Source organism: Singulisphaera sp. GP187, from assembly GCF_900129635.1.
Lineage (GTDB): Bacteria > Planctomycetota > Planctomycetia > Isosphaerales > Isosphaeraceae > Singulisphaera.
The window spans coordinates 1138593-1156997 of record NZ_FSRB01000003.1; the positions used below are offsets into that span (position 1 = coordinate 1138593).

The window sequence follows — 18405 nt, forward strand, 5'->3', positions numbered from 1 at the left end:
ATTGGTTTTATTCGCCGGCTTTCTTCAGGAGAAATGACGTGGCCCAGAGATCGACACGACGCGAGTTCATTCGCGACCTCGGCATCGGCGCGGCGTCCCTCCCGTTCATCCTGAATTTGCCTAGCCTCGGCTTCGCGAACCAAGCGAAGCGCAAGCAACGGCTGGTGGTCTTGTTCAGCCCGAACGGCATCGTTCCCTCGACGTTCTGGCCCGACGAAGCCGGCGAAGAGTTCGCCTTCAAGGAAAGCCTGACGCCCCTGGAGGCATTCCGCAAGCAGACCCTCATCCTCGGTGGAGTTTGCGACAAGGTCCGCGGCGACGGCGACAGCCACATGCGCGGGATCGGCTGCCTGTTGACGGGAACCGAGCTGTTCCCCGGCAATATCCAAGGGGGATCGCATACCCCGGCCGGGTGGTCGAGCGGCATTTCCATCGATCAAGAGATCAAGAATCATCTTCAGCAAGCGCCCGACTCGCGAACCCGGTTCGGATCGCTCGAGTTCGGCGTGATGGTGCCGGACCGCGCGGACACCTGGACCCGGATGGTCTACACCGGCCCGAACAAGCCGGTCGCGCCGATCGACGATCCGTACCAGATGTTCGCCAAGCTCTACGGACGCATGAAGGACCGCGAGAGCCTCAAGAGCATCCTCGACGCACTCGGCGACGACCTGGGCAAAGTCCGCTCGGTCGTCAGCGCCGAGGACCGGCACCTGCTCGAAGCGCACGCGACCTTCGTTCGCGAGATGGAGCACGAGCTCAAGTCGAGTCAGAACGAGGCGCTCGACCATGCGGTCCCCGAGCTCGAGTCAGGGGTCAAGGAAGAGAACGACGAGATCCCCCGGATCAGCAAGATGCAGATTGACCTGATGGTCAACAGCTTCGCGTCCGACTTCGCCCGCGTGGCCACCTTGCAGTACACCAACTCGGTCGGCGGGGCGAAAATGCGCTGGCTGCAGGTGGACGAAGGGCACCACGAGCTCTCCCACGAGCCGGACAGTAACGCCAGCGCCCAGGAGAAGCTGACCCGGATCAACAAGTGGTATTGCGAGCAGCTCGCCTATCTCGCGAAACGGCTCGCCGACACGCCCGAACCGGGCGGGCAGGGGAGCCTGCTCGACAACACGCTCATCGTCTGGACCAACGAGCTGGGCAAGGGGAATTCGCACACCCTCGATAACATCCCGTTCGTGCTCGTCGGCAACGGCCTCGACTTCCGGATGGGCCGGTCGATCCAGTACAAGAAGGTGGCCCACAACCGGCTCCTATTGGCGTTGGCCCACGGCATGGGCCATCGGATCGACACGTTCGGTAACCCGAACTTCTGCGGCGACGGCGTGCTGCACGACTTGACTTGATCTGACTTGACCTGAGTGAGCGGGGAGCTGACCGGCTCCCCGTCCCTCATCTCCTCCTGTCGGAATCCCTGGTGGGCCGTGCCCACCATCTTCGTCTTCTCTCCCCAGGAAGACCGGAAACCCGCGCCCTCTCATCCCCCCCCAAAAAAACCTTTCCACCAAACCAGTTACGGCAATTCCCCACGGCATTCGCCGATCGTCTCCAAAAAACTTGGGACCACGCAATCCGACTGTTGTCATACTTCATAGAGTGACCAGTGCGGCCGGTGAGTCCCCAACGCATGGATTCAGCAGAGCTCGGACGCTTGATCGATCGGCTGGCCGGACCACTCGAGCTTTACGCTCGCCAGTGGTGCGATACGCCCGAGGATGTCGTCCAGGAAGCGTTCGTGAAGCTGGCTTCGCAGCGTAAGCCGCTTCTGTCGCTCGATGCCTGGCTGTTCCGGACGGTCCGCAACGGTGCGATCAACGCCGGAATCGCCAGCCAGCGCCGGAAACGCCACGAGGCCGAGGCCGCGGCCACGGTTCCCGCTTGGTTCGAGCCCGAACCGTTGAGTCGAGGTACGACTGCCGTGGATCCCGAGCTCGCCCAGTCGGCGCTCGCGGCGTTGCCCCTCGCGCAGCGTGAAGTCATCGTGGCCCATCTCTGGGGGGCCTTAGCCTTTGAACAGATCGCCGAGCTCGCCGGCATCTCCGCGAGTTCGGCGCACCGCCTCTATCACGCAGGTCTGACAGCCCTGCGAGAACGCCTGGGGATCCCATGTCGCACGAGCAGCACAACGCGGTCGATCTCGAGTTGAACGCAATCGAGCACGCCCTCGGCTCGCTCACGCCGTCACGCAGCCGCCTCGATCGCGACCAGTTGATGTTCCGCGCCGGGCAGGCCGCGACGGCGCGGCCGGCGTCGGCCGGCAGGCGGCTCTGGATTGCGGTGGCCGCGGGCACCGGGCTGATCGCCTTGGGCGAAGCGGCCCTGCTCGCGCACCGGCCCGCTCCTCAGATCATCGAGAAGGTCATTGTCGTCCGGGACCGGGAACCGGTCGTTCGCGACGCCCCCACTGACCCGGTCGTGACCCAGGCGCCGGCGGCAATCCGCGGCTTTGGTGCCGCTCCTTCGTTCGGGTCGACCGCCTACGAGCGGCTGACCTCGCAGGTGTTCCGCTACGGACTCGACGGCCTGCCCACCCCACCGTCGACCCGAGCAAACCTGGATGCCCACAAGCCGTCGCCGCCGCTCACGCGTCAACTGTGGCAAGAAGAACTCCTGAAAACCCTCGAGCCCGGAGCCCCCTCGTGAGACGGACATTCGCTCTGTTTGCCCTGGCCGCGGCCATGGGACCGCTGGCCGCCCCGACCCCGGCCCCAGCCCAATCGCCACCCGCCCCGCAACCGACCGTGATCACCCTGCGGCCGGCCGCCGCGCCCCGACCGGCCCTGAAGTACCGGCTCGTGCCCGAGCGCCGCACGCTCGTGCCGGGCAACGCCGCGATCTTCTACCATCGCGCCATCCAGATGCTGCTCGAGCTCCGGAGAAACGACACTGCCCAGACCAAGAAGGAGGAACCCGGATCCCGCCCCGAGTCGATCGACGAACGGATCTCGCGCTGGGGGACCGTTCCGCTCGACGAGTTCCCGCGCGACGAGGCGAGAAAGGAACTCGAGCCCTACCAACGGGTCCTGAACGAGATCGAGCTGGGCGCAATCCGCACGACCTGCGACTGGGAATTCGACCTGCGCAAGGAAGGCATCGAGCTCTTGCTCCCCGAGATCCAGGAAATGCGCGCCCTGGCAAGGCTCGTGAAGGTGCGGACCCGTCTGGAAATCCTTGATGGCAAAACCGACGAGGCCATGCGTTGGATCCAGATCGGCCTGGTCATGGGACGGCACGTCAGCCAAGGACCGATCGTGATCCAGGCGTTGGTCGGTGTCGCAATCGACACCGTGATGATCGACTGCCTGATCGACCTGATCCAGGCCCCGGGCACCCCCAGCTTGTTCTGGGCCCTGGCCGACCGACCCCAGCCGTTCATCGACATGAGGCCGTCCCTGGAAGGGGAACGATACCTCCTCGAACGGGAACTGCCCGAGCTGAACGATCTCGATCGCGAAGGAGTCTGGAGCCTCGACGAAGCGCGACGGTTCACCAGCGAGCTGCAACGCAAGCTCTACAGCTTCGCGACGGGCGAGACGATCCCCGGCATCAACGCGGCCTTACCGAATCTGTCTGGATCAGCGCGTCGACTCGGCATCGCCGCGATGGCCGCCAAGATCTATCCCGAGGCCAGGCGGACCCTGATCGCCGAGGGGCGGCCCGAAGCCGAAGTGGAGGAGATGCCCATCGTCCAAGTCGCCTCGCTCTTTACTCTTCAAGAATACCGGAGACACCGAGACGAAAGCTACAAGTGGATGAATCTTCCTTACTGGCAGTCGTTCAGCCGGGCCGAACAGGAGACTGTACACACCATGGAGAACAAACTCGCCAACCCCCTGCTCACGATGTTCCAACTGCTTTCTCCAGCCCTGAACACGGCGCGTCTTGCCGCCCTCCGGGTCGATCGCAAGTTCGACGCACTTGAATGCGTTGAAGCGATCCGGCTGCACGTTCATGCTCACCCGGGCAAGCTCCCCGCGAGCCTCGAAGACATCACCGACGCCCCCGTGCCGCGCGATCCCGCGACGGGCCTGCCCTTCGTTTACCGGGTCCATGGCGACACGGCCACCCTGACGGCTCCCGTCCCCCCCGGTGCCCCGAACCATCCCGTCTACGCGATTGACTACCTGCTGAAACTGGCCCATTGATCGATTGATTGATCGTCCCCGCTTCCCGTTCCCGAGGAGAACCGCCCATGATGCTTTCAGCCCCCTTGATTGTGCTTCTAGCGATCGGAGCGCCACCGCCCGAGGCGGAGGGAACCGCCAAGGCCGCCGCCATCGCTGTCGCTCCGTTCCTCGGTGACGAGGTGGCGGCAGTGGCCCACTTTGAACTCGCCAAGCTCAACGTCCAGAGTTTTGTCCGTGGCATGCTCAGCGCCACGGCCGACGAAGCCGATGTGAGCCAGAGCACAAAACCGGTGAGCGACTGGGTCGATGCCCTGCGAAAGGCCGGCGTCAAGGACCTGTTCCTGCTGGTCGACCCGACCGACCTCCCTGGCGTGCCGGTCCTGGTGATACCACTGGGCGACGCGACCGACGGCCGCGCGGTGGCTAAAGTACTCGCGGAAGGCGGACCGCGCGGGCCCGGCCGATGGCCAAACAACGAGACGATCCGAGGCGCTCTGGTCGCCGGCTCACCCGCCGCCATCGCCCGAATTCGCGAGGCCAAACCCGAACCGCGCCCCGACATCGCCACCGCGCTCGCCGCCGGCGGCGACGCCGCGATCCGGATCGCCATCGTGCCGAGCACCACTCAGCGCCGGGCTCTCGAAGAGAGCATGCCGAACCTCCCGCCCGAGCTCGGCGAGGTCCCGATCACGACGCTCTCCCGCGGCCTCCGCTGGGCCTCGCTCGCGATCGCGGCCGAACCCAAGCCCGCCCTCCACGTCGTCGTCCAGGCGCAGAATGCCGACGCCGCCAAGTCGATTCAGACCCTCGCTCAGAACGCGTTCAAACTCCTCGCCCGAAACGCTCAGGCCGATCCCGGTTTGACCGAGTTGGTCAAGACGCTCAACCAGACCACCACGCCCCAGATCCAGGGCGACCGGATCATCCTCGAGACCGACCTCGAGAAAACGGCCGCCCTGGTCGCCGTACCGATCCGCAAGGCACGCGAGGCGGCCCGCCGGTCCCAGTGCATGAATAACCTGAAGCAGATCGGTCTGGCCATGCATAACTATCACTCAGCTTTCAATGCTTTCCCCCCCGCCTACAGCGCGGGCAAGGACGGTACGCCCCTCCTGAGCTGGCGGGTCCACATCCTGCCTTATCTCGATCAGCAGTCGCTCTACAAGCAATTCAAGCTCGACGAACCCTGGGACAGCGCGACCAATAAAGCCCTGATCTCGCGGATGCCGCCCATGCTCGCTTGCCCCACCGGCAGTCGAAAACTCGCGGGCGAGGGCAAGACGACCTATCTCACGCCTCGAGGCGCCAACACGATTTTCCCGGGCGCAACCGGGATCAAGATCCAGGAGATCACCGACGGCACCTCGAACACGATCTTCGTCATCGAGGCGAACGACGACTCCGCCGTGACCTGGACCAAACCGGACGACTGGAACGTCCCCACGCCGTTCACCACCCAGGGGCTGTTCGGGCATCATCCGGGGGGCACGAGCGCCGGGTTCGCCGACGGCTCGGTCCGCTTCCTCAGAGACACAATCTCCCCCAAAGTCTTCCTGAACCTGTTGACCCGCAACGGGGGCGAAGTCATCTCGTCGGACGACTTTTAAACGGCCGACCGGCAAGAGCAACGCCAACCCATCCCAGCATTGCTCTCCCCCTTGCCTGACCGGTTCCCGGAACGATAATAGGGGCGGAGCCGACCGCTCTTTGGGAGAGACACCCGGTCGTGACGTCTCTCGGTCGGACCGCATCCTCCGTCTCAAGACGGAGGATGCGGTCCGACCACCCAGGCGGTACTGGCCAACACACACGCAAGCACGAGGCACAACCGCCATGGGCTCGGATCCAACCCGAAGAACATTCCTGCGGAACTCCACCGTCACGGCGGCGGCCCTGACGTCACTGGCCTCGACCCGCCCGGCAGGCGCGGCGGCGGCCGATTCTCCTGAAGCTGTCCCTTATGTGTGCGTGACCTGCGGTTCCCAGTTCACCGAATCCTCCAAGCCCCCCGACCGGTGCCCCGTCTGCGAAGACGAGCGGCAGTACGTGAACCCCGACGGCCAGGAGTGGCAGACCCTCGAGCAGATCCAAGCCACGCACAAGAACACGATCAAGCAAGAGGAAGAGCATCTCTACTCGATCAACACCGTGCCGAAGTACAGCATCGGCCAGCGTGCCTTCCTGATCCAGACGCCGCAAGGAAACGTCCTCTGGGACTGCGTCTCGCTGATCGACGACGCCACGATCGCCCGGATCAAAGAACTGGGCGGGATCGCCGAGATCGCGATTTCCCATCCCCACTATTACACGACCATGGTCGAGTGGAGCCGCGCCTTCGGCAATGTCCCGGTCCACATCCACGAGGCGGAGCGTCCCTGGGTGATGCGCCCCGACCCTTGCATTCGCTTCTGGAAAGGCGAGACCCTCAAACTACGCGGCGGTTTGGACCTGGTCCGCACCGGCGGCCACTTCGAGGGTTACCAGGTCCTCCACTGGCCCGCCGGAGCCGGCGGCCTCGGCGCCTTGATGGCCGGCGATCAGCCACAGATTTGCATGGACCCGAAGCAAGTCAGTTTCATGTACAGTTACCCTAACTTCATCCCCCTGAACGCGCCTGCGATCCGCCACGTCGTCGAATGCCTCGAGCCGCTGGCCTATGACCGAATCTATGGCGCCTTCGTCGTCCGCGGCAAGGGGATCATCCCAACGGGGGGCAAGGAAGTCGTCCGCCGTTCCGCCGACCGCTACCTGAAGGCGATCCAGAGCTGAAAGCCACCGCCTCCGAGCTTTCGCTCGCCCGAAAGGCAAAATCTGGTGGGCCGTGCCCCCTACAAAACATCGAAACGCAAAACTTGCAAACACTCGACTATATTTAAGATCACAGCAAGGATACCAGAAACTCGTTCCCACGCTCTGCGTGGGAATGCCGTCCCCGACGCTCTGCGTCGTCTTCTCCGGCGGGTGGGGCCGCGGAACTGCCAAAACGGCATTCCCACGCGGAGCGTGAGAACGAGTTTCTCCCGCGAATTTCGGCCTCCGGGGCCGACAGTCGGCCCGGTTTCCTGGCGACAGATTCCATGATTCACAGAATCAACTTGGTGGAGTTTCGCGACCACGACTTTCAATCACCAGAGACGACTGCTTATTGAATGATTAGTAAGGCCTCAACGGCCCTTACTTCGCCACCTTCTTTTTGCTCGCCTTGGTGGCCGCACCCGGGCCGTTGGGAGCGGCCAAGGGCTTGGTGGCTCCCTTGGCCGCGGCGACTTCGGCCGGTTCCGGGGTTCGGCCTTGATCGTTCGACTCCTCGATCCAGCGCTCGAGCTCAGCGCGAAGCCGCTGTAACACGGCCTGGTTCGCCGGATCTTGGGAATCCGTGAGGTTCTGGATCTCGTGCGGATCATTCTCGAGGTCGTACAACTCTTCCGGAGGCATGGTGGGCGCCGCCAGGACGGCCTGGACGGGGGTCAACTTGCCCTGGGCGGAGAGCTCCTTGATCAGGTTCCAGACCGGGTACGACCGCTCCTTGTAGTCGTTCGCCTGGAGGAACGGGCGCTCAGGCATGAAGTTGCGAATGTAGCGATAGCGGTCATCTCGAACCGTGCGGAATCGGAAGACGGTCTCGTCGCAGCGGTCACGGGCACCGAAGACGTAGCGTCGCGGGGCCTCGGCCCGATCACCAAGAAAGACTTGCCCCTGCATCTCACTCGGTTTTTTCTGGCCGGCGGCCACGACGAGGAGGGTCGGCAACAGGTCGATCGCCGCCACCAGGCGATCGTCCACCGCGCCCGCGCGATAGTGAGCAGGGACAGGGAAGGAAGCGGGCCAACGGACGATCAAGGGGATGTGCAGACCTTCCTCGTAGCAGAACTGCTTGCCGCGGACGTGCGCTTCGCCATGGTCGGACATGAACACGACGATCGTGTTCGCGGCCAGGCCATCGGCGTCGAGTTGCTGGAGGATCCGGCCGACCTTGGCGTCGAGCTCGGTGGCGGCGTCGAGGTACTTGGCATAGTCGTCGCGGGTGACGGGATGGTCGGGATAATAGGGGGGAATGACCACCTTGGCCGGATCGGCCCGCCGGGGTGAGACGAACGCGCGGTGCGTCTCTTTAAAGTTCACTTGCGCGATGAACGGCTGATGGGATTTCAACTCATCCCAACGGCCGGAGTCGAACGGCTTGCCGTCGGAGCTGAAATTCCAGTCGGTCTTGCCCGTGCCGGTCACATTCACGCCGGCGGGAAAAGTCCGGACGTTGGCGGTGAAGTAGCCGGCATCACGGAACCAGGCGGGGGCGATCCGAACACCGAGGGGAAGCTGATAGCCATCATCGCGGTGCGACCGATGATTGTGGGCGCCGATGGTGGTCTGATACATGCCCGTCATGAACGCCGAGCGACTCACCGAACAGACCGGGGCCGTGGTGTAGGCCCTCGTATAGCGAACCCCTTCGGCGGCAAGCTTGTCGAGGTTCGGGGTCCAGACTTGCGCGGTGCCGTAGCATCCCAGGTGGGGCCCAAAGTCCTCGGCGACGAGCCAGAGGATATTCGGGCGATCGGGAGACGCGGCGAGGCACGGACTCGCAACAAGGATCGTTCCAAGCACCATGGCCAAGGCCGGCAAGCGATGGCTTCGCATGACAAACTCCCATCAACATCGCAAAAAAGTACAACGCCCCGATCCAGGGCTAGAAAGCCGCTCGCGACTCGTTCCCACGGTCCCCCGTGGGAATGCAGTCTGGAACGCGCTGCGTCCTCGGCTTTCGCGGGCCAGACGACGCGGAGCGTCGGGGACGGCATTCCCACGGAGGACCGTGGGAACGAGGGTGATTCTTAGCTCGATGGCGGGTCGTTGAAAAAATATCGTGGTGTGACATCAACAGCAGGCGAGCGAAACTTAGGGCTACAGCCGGTTCGTCGTGGCGGGCCACCAGGCGTTGATGAGCGTCTTCAAATGCTCAACTTTTTCCGGGTTTTGGGCGGCGAGGTTTGTCGTCTCGCCCGGATCGTGAGCGAGGTCGTAGAGTTCCGCGGTCGTGTCGGGCGTGTTCTGAGGCGCGGGGAGGATGAGCTTCCAGTCGCCTTCGACGGCCCAGCGATTGCGGAGGCTACTGGCAGGGTCTCGGATGTCCACGGCGTTATGGGTGAAGATCTCGCCGAAGATCGCCTTGCGGCGGTCGACCGCGTCGTTGTCGAGCAGGTTGATCCCCTGCATCTCGGACGCCGGCTGAAGCCCGACGGCGGTCAGGATCGTCGGGGCGAGGTCGATCGAGAGCACCGGCTGGTCCGAAACCCGAGGCACAACGTGGCCGGGCCAACGGATCATGATCGGGGTCCGGATTCCCCCCTCATTGGGCGACTGCTTGGAGCGCGGGGCGAACCGGTCGGCATTCGGATCCTGGATCCAGCCGTTGTCGGCGAGAAACAGAACCATCGTGTTCTCGGCCAACCCTTGCTTGTCGAGATGGTCGAGCAGTTGTCCACAGGTTTCATCGAACCACTCGCACATTGCCCAGTATTTGGCGATTTCGAGGGTGGGGGCCGAGGCCTTGTACTTCTCGAGCAGCCGCGCCGGGGGCGTGTGCGGCGAGTGCGGCATCATCGGCGCGTACCAGAGGAAAAAGGGCGTTTTCTCGCGGTTCGCCTTATCGACAAACTCGAAGACCTCGGTCATCCCTTGCCGGCCGATCTTCAACCCTTCGTCGCCATGACGGCCCCCCTTATCGGGATCGCCCTGAGTCATCCCCGCGGTGAAGCCGCCGTGCCGGTAGTTCCCGCCCCACCACTTGCCTGCCTGAAAGCTCTGATAGTTCCGGGTCGCAAGCGCCTTCGGCAAGCTCGGTGATCGATCGAAGTTCGCAATCATCTCTTCGCGTGCCGCACGATAGCCAGGGTCTCGAACCGCGGCGAGTCCCACCTTGCCGGCGGGCAGGGGGGGGTCGTTGCTCGTCACCTTGTGCTGGTGCGGGTAAAGCCCGGTCAGGATCGACGCCAGGCTCGGCGAGCAGAGGCTCGAGGGGACGTAGCCGCGGCGAAAGGTCAACGACTGGGTCGAGAGCCGGTCCAGATTCGGGGTCCGGATTTGCGGGTGGCCCATGAACGAAAAGTCGCCGAACGCCTGGTCGTCGGAAATGATCATAACGACGTTCGGAGGAGCGGCGAGCGCGGGGGCGGTCATCCCCAGGGCGAGGGCCAGCCCAACGAAGCGAAGAAGGACTCTCGACGTCATCATCCATTACTCCTTACCAAAAAGCAGCACAGCTGTTTATTCAACGATATGTCTCCCGATGAATCCGGACCGAGCCGTTGTTCTCCCGCGCGGGTCCGGGGGTGCTGCGACCCTCGGCCACATAGCGCTCCAGGAGCTTTGTGAGCCGGTCGACGACCTCGGGATGATCGGCTTGGAGGTTCTCGCGTTCGCCCAGGTCACGCTCGAGGTTAAAGAGTTGGACCGGGGGAAGCGACTTCACCTCGGGGCGGCCGGGGCGGGGATCGCTCCAACCCCCGGAGTCGGGGCAGAGGGCGAGCTTCCAGGGTCCCTGGCGGATCGCGAACGAGCCGTCGATCGAGTGGTGGACGGTGGCCTCACGCACCGGTGCCTGGGCCGTGCCCAGGAGGTCGGGGAGAATGCTCACGCTGTCTTCACCGGCGTCCGCCGGCAGCGTGGCACCGACGATCGCGGCACAGGTGGCCAGCAAGTCGGTCAGGCAGGTCGTGTCGTTGCAGGTGGCTCCCGCGCGAACCTTGCCGGGCCAGCGGGCGAGGAACGGAATGCGGTGGCCCCCCTCGAAGATATCCGCCTTGTGACCGCGAAGCGGACCGCTCGGATGATGCCCCTGGCGGGCGAGCGCGGGGAAGTCGGCCGAAGGCGAGCAGCCGTTGTCGCTCGCGAACAGGACCAAGGTCGTGCCGGTCATCCCGTTCCGGTCGAGCGCATCGAGCACGCGGCCGACCGTGGCATCGACTTGCATCACAAAATCGCCATAAGTGCCGACCTTGCTCCGACCTCGAAATGCATCGTCGGGGACGATCGGGGTGTGCGGGGCGGTCAGGGGGAAATAGAGGAAAAACGGCTTCGCCTTGCCGTTCTCAAGCTTGCCACACCCATCGATGAACTCGACCGCCTTGGCCGTGAGCGTGGGGAGAACGCCAACCGCCTCGAAATCCGCGTGCGCAGGTCCTTTCCGGATGTACGTCTTCTCGGTCGTGGGCACTCCCACGCTGCGGTCATTGTGAATATACAGATACGGAGGCATGTCGAGCGACGCACTGATGCCATAGTAGGTGTCGAACCCCACCGACGTGGGTCCGTGTGCGATCGGCCGGGTGTAGTCGACGGCCTTCATCTTCGCTTTGGGGTCGATCTCATCGCCAAACGCGATGGCGTGCGTGGTCCCCCAGTCGAACCCGAGGTGCCACTTGCCGACGCAGGCGGTCTGATAGCCCTGTTGGCGGAGCAGCGCGGCGACGGTCAATCGACCGGGCTCGATCAGTGGGGGGGAGTAGCCGCCGAGGACCCCTTTTTTCAGCCGCGAGCGCCACGCGTACCGCCCTGTCAAGATGCCATAACGGGTCGGGGTGCAGACCGAGGAACCGGAGTGCGCATCGGTGAAGGTCATGCCTTGATCGGCCAGACGGTCGAGGTTCGGCGTGGTGATCTTCGAGTCGGGGTTCAGGCGGTGAACGTCGCCATAACCCAGGTCATCGGCCAGGATATAGACGATGTTCGGCCGGTCGGCGGTCGCCTGGGTCTCGGCACAAGCCGAGGAGATGACGGCGAGCAGGGCCAGTAGGAAGCCTGACACCAGGGACACGTGAAGTCCGTGAAGTTCGGTTGGCTTTCGCATGGGCTCTCCCCCCCACACACGGAGTCCGTTGAGGGTAGGTTCCAACGTTCGGGATTCACGAGCACGCCGGCCCTCGCACAGGCAAGGGGATCGGCCAGTGTATGGCAACAACCCTCGAAAAGCCATGAGCCTGCCTGGTGACGCCCGCACACGCCCCTCTTGTAGGGTGGACACCGCCCACCATCTTAGAAGTGCCGCGATGGCGTGACCAGTCCGCCGGTTCCCCCCAAGCCTGTGCCGGGCGGGATCGCCGGCCCAGGACTGGTCTCCTTCGTGCTGGCCAGCAAGTTTGCCGATCATCTCCCGCTTTACCGGATCGAAGACATCTTGATGCGTCACGGTGTGTCGCTCTCGCGGAGCACCTTGTGCGACTGGGTCAGAAATGCCGCGGACTGCTCAGGCGCCTGGCGGAACTCCAGAAGTCGCGGGTCTTGCAGTCGCCGGTCTTGTGGACCGACGCCCCCCCCCTGTGACCGTGCTCGGAGGAAAGAAGCCCGGCAGCACCAAGGGGCGGATCTGGGCCTACATCGGCGACGCCGAGCACCCGTACAGCGTTTACGACTTCACCATGAGCCAGGCCCGTGACGGCCCGGCGACGTTCCTCACCGGTTACCACGGTTTCCTCCAGGCCGATGCCTACACAGGACATGAAGGAATCTACATCGATTCTCAGGGAACGATCCTCGAGCTCGCCTGCTGGGCGCATGCGCGACGGAAATTCTACGACGCGCGGACCAATGCGCCGCGCAATGCGAACCAGGTACTGGAGTTGATTCACCAACTCTACGATGTGGAGGACCGAGGCCTGTCGATCGGGGAGCGTCACACGCTGCGTCAGCAGAAGTCGACGCCGATTCTCGATCGAATGGAGCGGGCAGTGAACAAAATGTCCGTGCGGAACTTACCCAAATCGGCGATGGGGTGTTCCCCCTGCTAACAAACGACCGCAAGCTGACGGCGACCGAGGTGCTGCAGGCGTACAAACGGCAGCCGACGATAGAGAAGCGGTTCTCGCAGTTCAAGACGGACTTCGCCGTGGCGCCGGTGCATTTGAGGAACGTGACGCGGATTCAAGGGATCCCGGCAGCGTACTTCTTCGCGTTGATGGCGCAAACGTCGATCGAGCGGGAATTGCGTCAAGGGAGGGCTGCTGCCGATCGGAGATCGTTGCCCTTGTATCCGGAGGACCGGGCGTGCTCACGCCCCACGACGCATCGGGTGATTGAAGTGTTCTCGTCGATCCAACGCCACGAGGTTCGAGTCGGTGAGGGGCCGGCTCAGGTCATGGTGACCCAACTGACGAAAACGTAACGCCTGATCATTCGACTCCTGGGCCTGAATCCGAAAAACCACGGTCAAGCATAGCCACTCGCTCAACCAGCTACGGAAAATGCGGAGATACAGGCAGGGACGTACAAGAGCGACATCCTTTCCACGCTCTACGTTCAGACATATCCCTCTCTATGGAATTGTTCGCGTACACAACCCCACACAAACAGCTGCATGTGAATCTCAGCAGGTAAGTCCGTAGAGCCATACATCCATTTTCCTCTATTCCCCAAATATCAGCCACATGACGCCAACGAAAACTCATGGCCCACTCTTTACTACTTCACCACCGGCACGTGTAGATAACGCCCTCCACACCATGAGGTTGATCGTACCGGCAACCGGCCTGACCGTTCCATCCATAAAAAGACAGGTTACGCTGCCCGAATGATAGGAGTGCGCAGAAACGGAACCACCGGAGAGCTCACCTTCGACGATCGGACCACCGGCGCTACAATCAGAAACCTTGCCACTCGGGTCGGCGACATGGCTATAGAGCGTAAACTCAAAGCCACCTCTCAGCCAGCGCTCACCGGAGCGACTCCAGAAGCTCGAAAACGCACCCGCCAACCCAGAACACACACTATTCATTAAATCACTATCGACATCTGTCGTTACAGTCAAAATATTCGACGAAACCACATCTCTGTATTTATTGTAGCCGCGAGATTCACTGCTGCCGATTACCCTTTCACTAAATCCCACGGTGTTAGCTAGCCCATCCAAGAACTCTTGCGAACGTGTCGCCTTAAGCCCCGGAAATGCCCCACCACCACCCACCCATTTCGAACCCTCTTGTTCAAACGGATTTGGTCCGGTAGTGGCCCGATAACTACACCCAGGCAACAGGTAACGTGCGGAATCGGATGAACAAAGAAAGGTCTCCACAACTAAGTTGAGAACAGTAGCATTTGCAGCCACTGGAATCGAAGCGTTCATATTATCTTTAGACACATCAAATGCCATAAAATTAATATGGTTGTACAATGCACTGTTATCCAAATAAGGAAGAATCTCCGAATGCACGGAGAAGGGATAAACAGAGTAAAGCCGAGATGAACCCAATGCAGAAGGACGCATTCCGGCGGGAAAGGTTTGATTCGTTGCGTGCGAGCTCGCCAATGCGATGCCAATATTCTTAAGGTTATTAGCACATCCAGCCCGACGACCCGATTCTCGTGCCGACTGGACAGCGGGAACAAGAAGTGAGGCAAGTATTCCAAGGATACAGATCACAACTAACGTCTCGATTAAGGTGAATCCGACACAACGTGCGTGGACTCGCCCGGCCCTAAGCTTCCTGTCGATGCGCATACTATTCTCCATCATAGGCGGCCGATTATTGTCCATGTCAACTGACATGGTGACAACCAGCCGGCTTGAATGCGACCTGGTCGCCCTGAAATGCAGGCAAGGTGAGCATTGACTAAATCCGACAAGAACTTCCAGCGGGACGTCTTCGCACCAACCACAACTGCGTCGATCCGCGAGACTCACACGGCCGTGACACTGCTACAAAAGCAAGTGCGGGTCCTTCAGCCCATAACCGACTGCCCGCCCCTGGTGGCCAGCGAGGCCCAAGGCATAGTCGCTGCCGCGTGCTATATTACTTGGCTCCAGCGACTGCATCTGCGTCCGCCCCCCCCCTCACGTCTTACCGCACCAATGACCAACCGCACACGTCATTTCCCCACGCGCAACTGCACACCAAATCACACAATGACCAGTAAATGCGCATTAATTGAATCAACGACCCGACCCGATTACGATACCCGACACCGGTACCATAACCTCAAGTGCCTCGGGATGATCAGTAAAGAACTTCAGCTGCCCTCGATAGATGCCTTGCGTCGAAGGCGCGGCAAAAGAGACACGGATGACCTGTCGTGATTCAGAATTTGTCGATAAAGGCAATTCATAACGAAAATCGATCAAGTCGCTCTCAACCTTAAACACTCGGAACCGCCGTTCTACACCTGCACTCAAAAGAATCGACTTCTCGATTGTCCGCATACCTTCCGTTTGACCTACAAATAACCGTTCTGGCGTGACTGACAACGCAGTTTCAACTTTCCACGAGAAGGGAATCGTGGCCCTGGCCCTTTCTTCGTCGCCACACATCAAGAGAACCTGCACTAATTCTTTATAAAATCCTGGAGGCTTCGATCCTTTAACAACTGCCTTGAGTGATGCAATCTCGATGTTCTTGTCTGGCGATTCGACCGAATGATCGCCCGACTCCTGGTGGCCCGTTATTTTCGGCAAAGTCAAAAAAATCACCTCATTGCCCTCGCAGTACATCGTACATGACTTACAAATCCCAAGATTATGGCTAATCAATTTTACTTCCTTTTCAATATCTTGATATGTCCGTGTAATCATTAAATCGCTTTCTGATAGATCTCCGCGCAAGGGAGCAACGATTTCCCAAGCGAAGGTCACAGTGGTGACCGGTTGGATCGAGTCTGAAGTTTCTATCGTGAGGCTTGTTGTTCGAGGTCCTTCAATTGCCCCTAAAGCGATTGTTGCGGTTATTACGGCGAATTCCCCAGGGGGCACCCAAGTTCGATTTACATTAGGCTTCGTATAACCACAACTTGACAAAAGACGTTTTATCTGGAGCTCGCTTGTTCCATTATTTTTTACAAGGGTTTGAACCTCTTTGGTTTTGTTGACTGAAGGAAAGTTGCCAAGATGATGTCTCATTGGCTCGACATGGACCGAAGTTGTGCCTGGAATAGACCTTTCAAAGGAACCTTCTTTGGAGGCAATGGTCGCCGACCCACAGCCTACTGTAGTGAGTGACGCAAGAAAAAAGAACATAAGCAACATGTTTGGCTTAGCTCGATTCCGTCTAAGTCGAATCTGAACTAAACCTAGGCCTACAATTACAACCTACGTTCCGCACATCTCTGGTTCATTATCTCCGAATTTCCGGCGGCCTACAATTTCAGCGATCGTAGGCCGTCGCCATGCCAAGCAGGTTCAGAATCTGGCGTTGCAACTTGGAGAGCTCGGTCGTGAATTCCACTGGCGCTTGCCCCTCCACGATCAGCTGATGACGCTGCACCTCCTCGAACAAATCAATCACCCGACGTGCCGTCGGGCGATGGCACGCTCGACCTTCCGGGTACAGAGGCACACTCTTCACACCATCGCGTTTCATCGCCGCACGCAGTTCCCGCTCCAGCAGCGCCTCGGTCAACAGGGCCAAGAAATAGACGCAAAGCAGCGACTGGATCCGCCCCACGTTCTGCAGGTACACGGGAGCCACTTCGAAGTCTGTCTTGAGTTGCGAAAACCGCTTCTCGATTACCGGCTGACGCTTGTATGCTAATAGCAATTCTTCCTCAGTAAGCAATAACTCGTTGGTGATTAGGGGAAAGACACCGTCGACGCACATTTCCGCCGCGAGAGCAACATGGTCGATGCGGTAAGTCAATGCGATGCGAACGGTCTCCTCTTTCACGTAGCGCGTCTTGTCGTTGGGACGGCCACGCCCCTCCTGACGGTAAGTTTCCTCCCGTTTTTCCACGACTTCGACTGTGATCCACCGGGCCAAGTCCCGCGGCTCCAGGATGGCCGCGACCGCCTCCTTGACCTTTCCGAGTTGGCGATAGCGGCTACGCGGCGAGCTGAGTTTTAACCGCAGTTCCGACAACGCCAGCAACGCACGCTCCACTTGCTGATGACGTGATGATGCGTCGACTTCCGCTTTCCGTGTGCTGTGACACCAGATCAGACGGTAGCCCTCGGCACTGAGGGTCGCCTGGTCGGCCACGCTGTAGCGTTCCAGGAGAACTCCCTTCTCATCCCGCTTCTCATGGATCGGCTTCCAGGTCACCTGGTCCTGGTACAACAACGCGCGGAATTCGCCATCTTCGGAGCGGGTACGAGGCAGGATGCTCAGGAATCGGCCGCCGTGCTGGTGCAGGTAAGCCATGTTCTCGGCGGTGGCGAGCTTGCAGTCGGCCACATAGAGAAAGTCCCGTCGCCCGGTCAACTGGCACAGCAGGTCCCAGGTGGCACGATGAGTGCGGTCGTCGGTGGTATTCCCGCTTTCGACGCGGAAGTGAACCGGTACGCCGCCATCGCGAGTGACGGTCAGGACGTAGAGCAGTTGTTTGAGGTCAGGGCGATGATCCTTGTTGTGCCCCCAGGTAATGGCCTGGGTCTTCTGGCCCCGCATCAGGTCCTCTTGGGCCGCCTCGCGATAGTCGCCGTGGAAGGTGATTGTGGTCGAGTCGTTATGGAGTTCGTCCAATGCGACGTTGAACTCCGCCACGGCATGGGTGGCGACGGCCAGGGTGAACGAGGGGACATTGGCGTCGAAGAGTCGGTCGAGACAACGTCCGACGCGGTCGTCGTTCCAGTGGGGCAGTTGGGCCGGGGTCAGAGCGAACCACTCGGCGGGGTGGCGACTCGCCCATTGGCCGACGCCATACATGGGTTCACGGGAGACGAGAAGGTTCTTGAGCAAGAGAAGGAGGCCGGTGGAGGTGGCGATCTTTTGGCGGGCATCCTCGGGGGGAAGGTATTGGCGGAGGAAGTCATCCAGTCGAAGTCGGCGGATGATCCGATCGAGGATGGGAAGGGCGCCGAGCCGGAAGGACTTGAGGGACTGACCGCCGGTGTGGGCCGCCTCGCCGGGACTGAGATCGGGAGCGGGATTCGACTGGCGCGGTCGTTTTTGTTCTGGCATGGACCATGGCCTCGAGAGGGATCAAATCGTCCTCGACATGCCCGCGATTGGCGACAGGCGTCGGGTTGTGATTCCCGTCGGCATGATTGTCCGAGAGTCGAGCGGGTCAAGGTGGAAAATTTTGTTGACTTGCAGAAATAATTACGCCTTGACGTAAGTCTAGGCCCGCAAGACTTACGTCAAAAGCGAATCCTCAAGTTTGACTCCGAAAGGAGGCAGGGAACGGTTGGGACATTGCCTTGCATGGGAAACAAGCGAAGAATCGATGGGGAACGATCACGATGGGTTGGCGGGACGAGGAGGCGTGATGTGAGCAAGTCAGTGGCGGAGATCATGGAAGGAGCGGGTCGCGGGAGCCAATACATCAGCGTATGCCAGAAATAGCAGGA

The 18405-nt window shown here is 61.1% G+C and carries 14 protein-coding genes and 1 pseudogene; 9 read left to right on the forward strand and 6 right to left on the reverse strand.

All coding sequences use genetic code 11. The features are described from left to right. Positions 1-38 precede the first annotated feature (38 nt). The 6 genes from BUS42_RS40525 to BUS42_RS40550 all read left to right on the forward strand — a co-directional run bounded on the left by BUS42_RS40525 (position 39) and on the right by BUS42_RS40550 (position 6908). Positions 39-1358 carry a DUF1552 domain-containing protein gene (locus BUS42_RS40525; protein WP_074317419.1) on the forward strand — a complete coding sequence of 440 codons (1320 nt, stop codon included), beginning with the start codon at positions 39-41 and terminating at the stop codon, positions 1356-1358. A 281-nt stretch (positions 1359-1639) separates the two neighbouring features. After that, positions 1640-2158: an RNA polymerase sigma factor gene (locus BUS42_RS40530; RefSeq protein ID WP_074317421.1), complete on the forward strand. Its 519-nt coding sequence runs from the start codon at positions 1640-1642 to the stop codon at positions 2156-2158. Next, a complete protein-coding gene (locus BUS42_RS40535) occupies positions 2119-2655 on the forward strand; it encodes a hypothetical protein (protein ID WP_074317423.1) in 537 nt (178 codons plus the stop codon). The genes BUS42_RS40530 and BUS42_RS40535 overlap by 40 nt, the downstream gene beginning before the upstream one ends. Continuing rightward, positions 2652-4157, forward strand: a complete 1506-nt coding sequence (locus tag BUS42_RS40540) for a hypothetical protein (RefSeq protein WP_074317425.1) — start codon at positions 2652-2654, stop codon at positions 4155-4157. The genes BUS42_RS40535 and BUS42_RS40540 overlap by 4 nt, the downstream gene beginning before the upstream one ends. Positions 4158-4204: 47 nt before the next feature. Beyond that, positions 4205-5746: a DUF1559 domain-containing protein gene (locus BUS42_RS40545; RefSeq protein ID WP_074317427.1), complete on the forward strand. Its 1542-nt coding sequence runs from the start codon at positions 4205-4207 to the stop codon at positions 5744-5746. A 226-nt stretch (positions 5747-5972) separates the two neighbouring features. Next, positions 5973-6908, forward strand: coding sequence for an MBL fold metallo-hydrolase (locus BUS42_RS40550; protein ID WP_074317429.1), 936 nt, complete (start codon positions 5973-5975; stop codon positions 6906-6908). A 405-nt stretch (positions 6909-7313) separates the two neighbouring features. Here BUS42_RS40550 and BUS42_RS40555 read toward each other — a convergent pair whose 3' ends face one another. From BUS42_RS40555 to BUS42_RS40565, 3 genes are all read right to left on the reverse strand, one after another. Then, on the reverse strand, positions 7314-8777 hold the full coding sequence (locus BUS42_RS40555; RefSeq protein ID WP_074317431.1) for a sulfatase family protein: 1464 nt from the start codon (positions 8775-8777) through the stop codon (positions 7314-7316). Between the two features lie 264 nt (positions 8778-9041). After that, a complete protein-coding gene (locus tag BUS42_RS40560) occupies positions 9042-10367 on the reverse strand; it encodes a sulfatase family protein (RefSeq protein ID WP_074317612.1) in 1326 nt (441 codons plus the stop codon). Positions 10368-10407: 40 nt separating this feature from the next. Beyond that, positions 10408-11985 carry a sulfatase family protein gene (locus tag BUS42_RS40565; protein ID WP_074317433.1) on the reverse strand — a complete coding sequence of 526 codons (1578 nt, stop codon included), beginning with the start codon at positions 11983-11985 and terminating at the stop codon, positions 10408-10410. A gap of 273 nt (positions 11986-12258) precedes the next feature. On the opposite strand from BUS42_RS40565, the pseudogene BUS42_RS46890 reads away from it, so the two are divergent. From BUS42_RS46890 to BUS42_RS40580, 3 genes and pseudogenes are all read left to right on the forward strand, one after another. Continuing rightward, positions 12259-12315 (forward strand): annotated as a pseudogene (locus BUS42_RS46890) (hypothetical protein); the annotation flags it as partial. Positions 12316-12367: 52 nt separating this feature from the next. Beyond that, positions 12368-12922 carry an IS66 family transposase gene (locus BUS42_RS40575; RefSeq protein ID WP_083671363.1) on the forward strand — a complete coding sequence of 185 codons (555 nt, stop codon included), beginning with the start codon at positions 12368-12370 and terminating at the stop codon, positions 12920-12922. Further along, positions 12907-13296 (forward strand): hypothetical protein, encoded by a 390-nt coding sequence (locus BUS42_RS40580; RefSeq protein WP_074317439.1) that lies wholly within the window; start codon positions 12907-12909, stop codon positions 13294-13296. Before BUS42_RS40575 ends, BUS42_RS40580 begins: the two co-directional genes overlap by 16 nt. Positions 13297-13575: 279 nt before the next feature. Here the strand turns inward: BUS42_RS40580 and BUS42_RS40585 are convergent, their stop codons facing one another. From BUS42_RS40585 to BUS42_RS40595, 3 genes are all read right to left on the reverse strand, one after another. Further along, on the reverse strand, positions 13576-14628 hold the full coding sequence (locus tag BUS42_RS40585) for a DUF1559 family PulG-like putative transporter (RefSeq protein WP_074317441.1): 1053 nt from the start codon (positions 14626-14628) through the stop codon (positions 13576-13578). A 432-nt stretch (positions 14629-15060) separates the two neighbouring features. Beyond that, complete coding sequence (locus tag BUS42_RS40590) at positions 15061-16146, reverse strand: DUF1573 domain-containing protein (RefSeq protein ID WP_083671369.1); 1086 nt, start codon at positions 16144-16146, stop codon at positions 15061-15063. 118 nt (positions 16147-16264) lie between these two features. After that, positions 16265-18016 carry an IS1634 family transposase gene (locus tag BUS42_RS40595; RefSeq protein WP_083670021.1) on the reverse strand — a complete coding sequence of 584 codons (1752 nt, stop codon included), beginning with the start codon at positions 18014-18016 and terminating at the stop codon, positions 16265-16267. Positions 18017-18405: the final 389 nt, after the last annotated feature.

Excerpts from the sequence above, each read along its gene's own strand:
- BUS42_RS40585 (WP_074317441.1), bottom strand. The coding sequence starts at position 14,628 with ATGCGCATCGACAGGAAGCTTAGGGCCGGGCGAGTCCACGCACGTTGT.
- BUS42_RS40575 (WP_083671363.1), top strand. The coding sequence starts at position 12,368 with ATGCCGCGGACTGCTCAGGCGCCTGGCGGAACTCCAGAAGTCGCGGGT.
- BUS42_RS40565 (WP_074317433.1), bottom strand. The coding sequence starts at position 11,985 with ATGCGAAAGCCAACCGAACTTCACGGACTTCACGTGTCCCTGGTGTCA.
- BUS42_RS40545 (WP_074317427.1), top strand. The coding sequence starts at position 4,205 with ATGATGCTTTCAGCCCCCTTGATTGTGCTTCTAGCGATCGGAGCGCCA.
- BUS42_RS40560 (WP_074317612.1), bottom strand. The coding sequence starts at position 10,367 with ATGACGTCGAGAGTCCTTCTTCGCTTCGTTGGGCTGGCCCTCGCCCTG.
- BUS42_RS40550 (WP_074317429.1), top strand. The coding sequence starts at position 5,973 with ATGGGCTCGGATCCAACCCGAAGAACATTCCTGCGGAACTCCACCGTC.
- BUS42_RS40555 (WP_074317431.1), bottom strand. The coding sequence starts at position 8,777 with ATGCGAAGCCATCGCTTGCCGGCCTTGGCCATGGTGCTTGGAACGATC.
- BUS42_RS40535 (WP_074317423.1), top strand. The coding sequence starts at position 2,119 with ATGTCGCACGAGCAGCACAACGCGGTCGATCTCGAGTTGAACGCAATC.
- BUS42_RS40530 (WP_074317421.1), top strand. The coding sequence starts at position 1,640 with ATGGATTCAGCAGAGCTCGGACGCTTGATCGATCGGCTGGCCGGACCA.
- BUS42_RS40590 (WP_083671369.1), bottom strand. The coding sequence starts at position 16,146 with ATGTTGCTTATGTTCTTTTTTCTTGCGTCACTCACTACAGTAGGCTGT.
- BUS42_RS40595 (WP_083670021.1), bottom strand. The coding sequence starts at position 18,016 with ATGCCAGAACAAAAACGACCGCGCCAGTCGAATCCCGCTCCCGATCTC.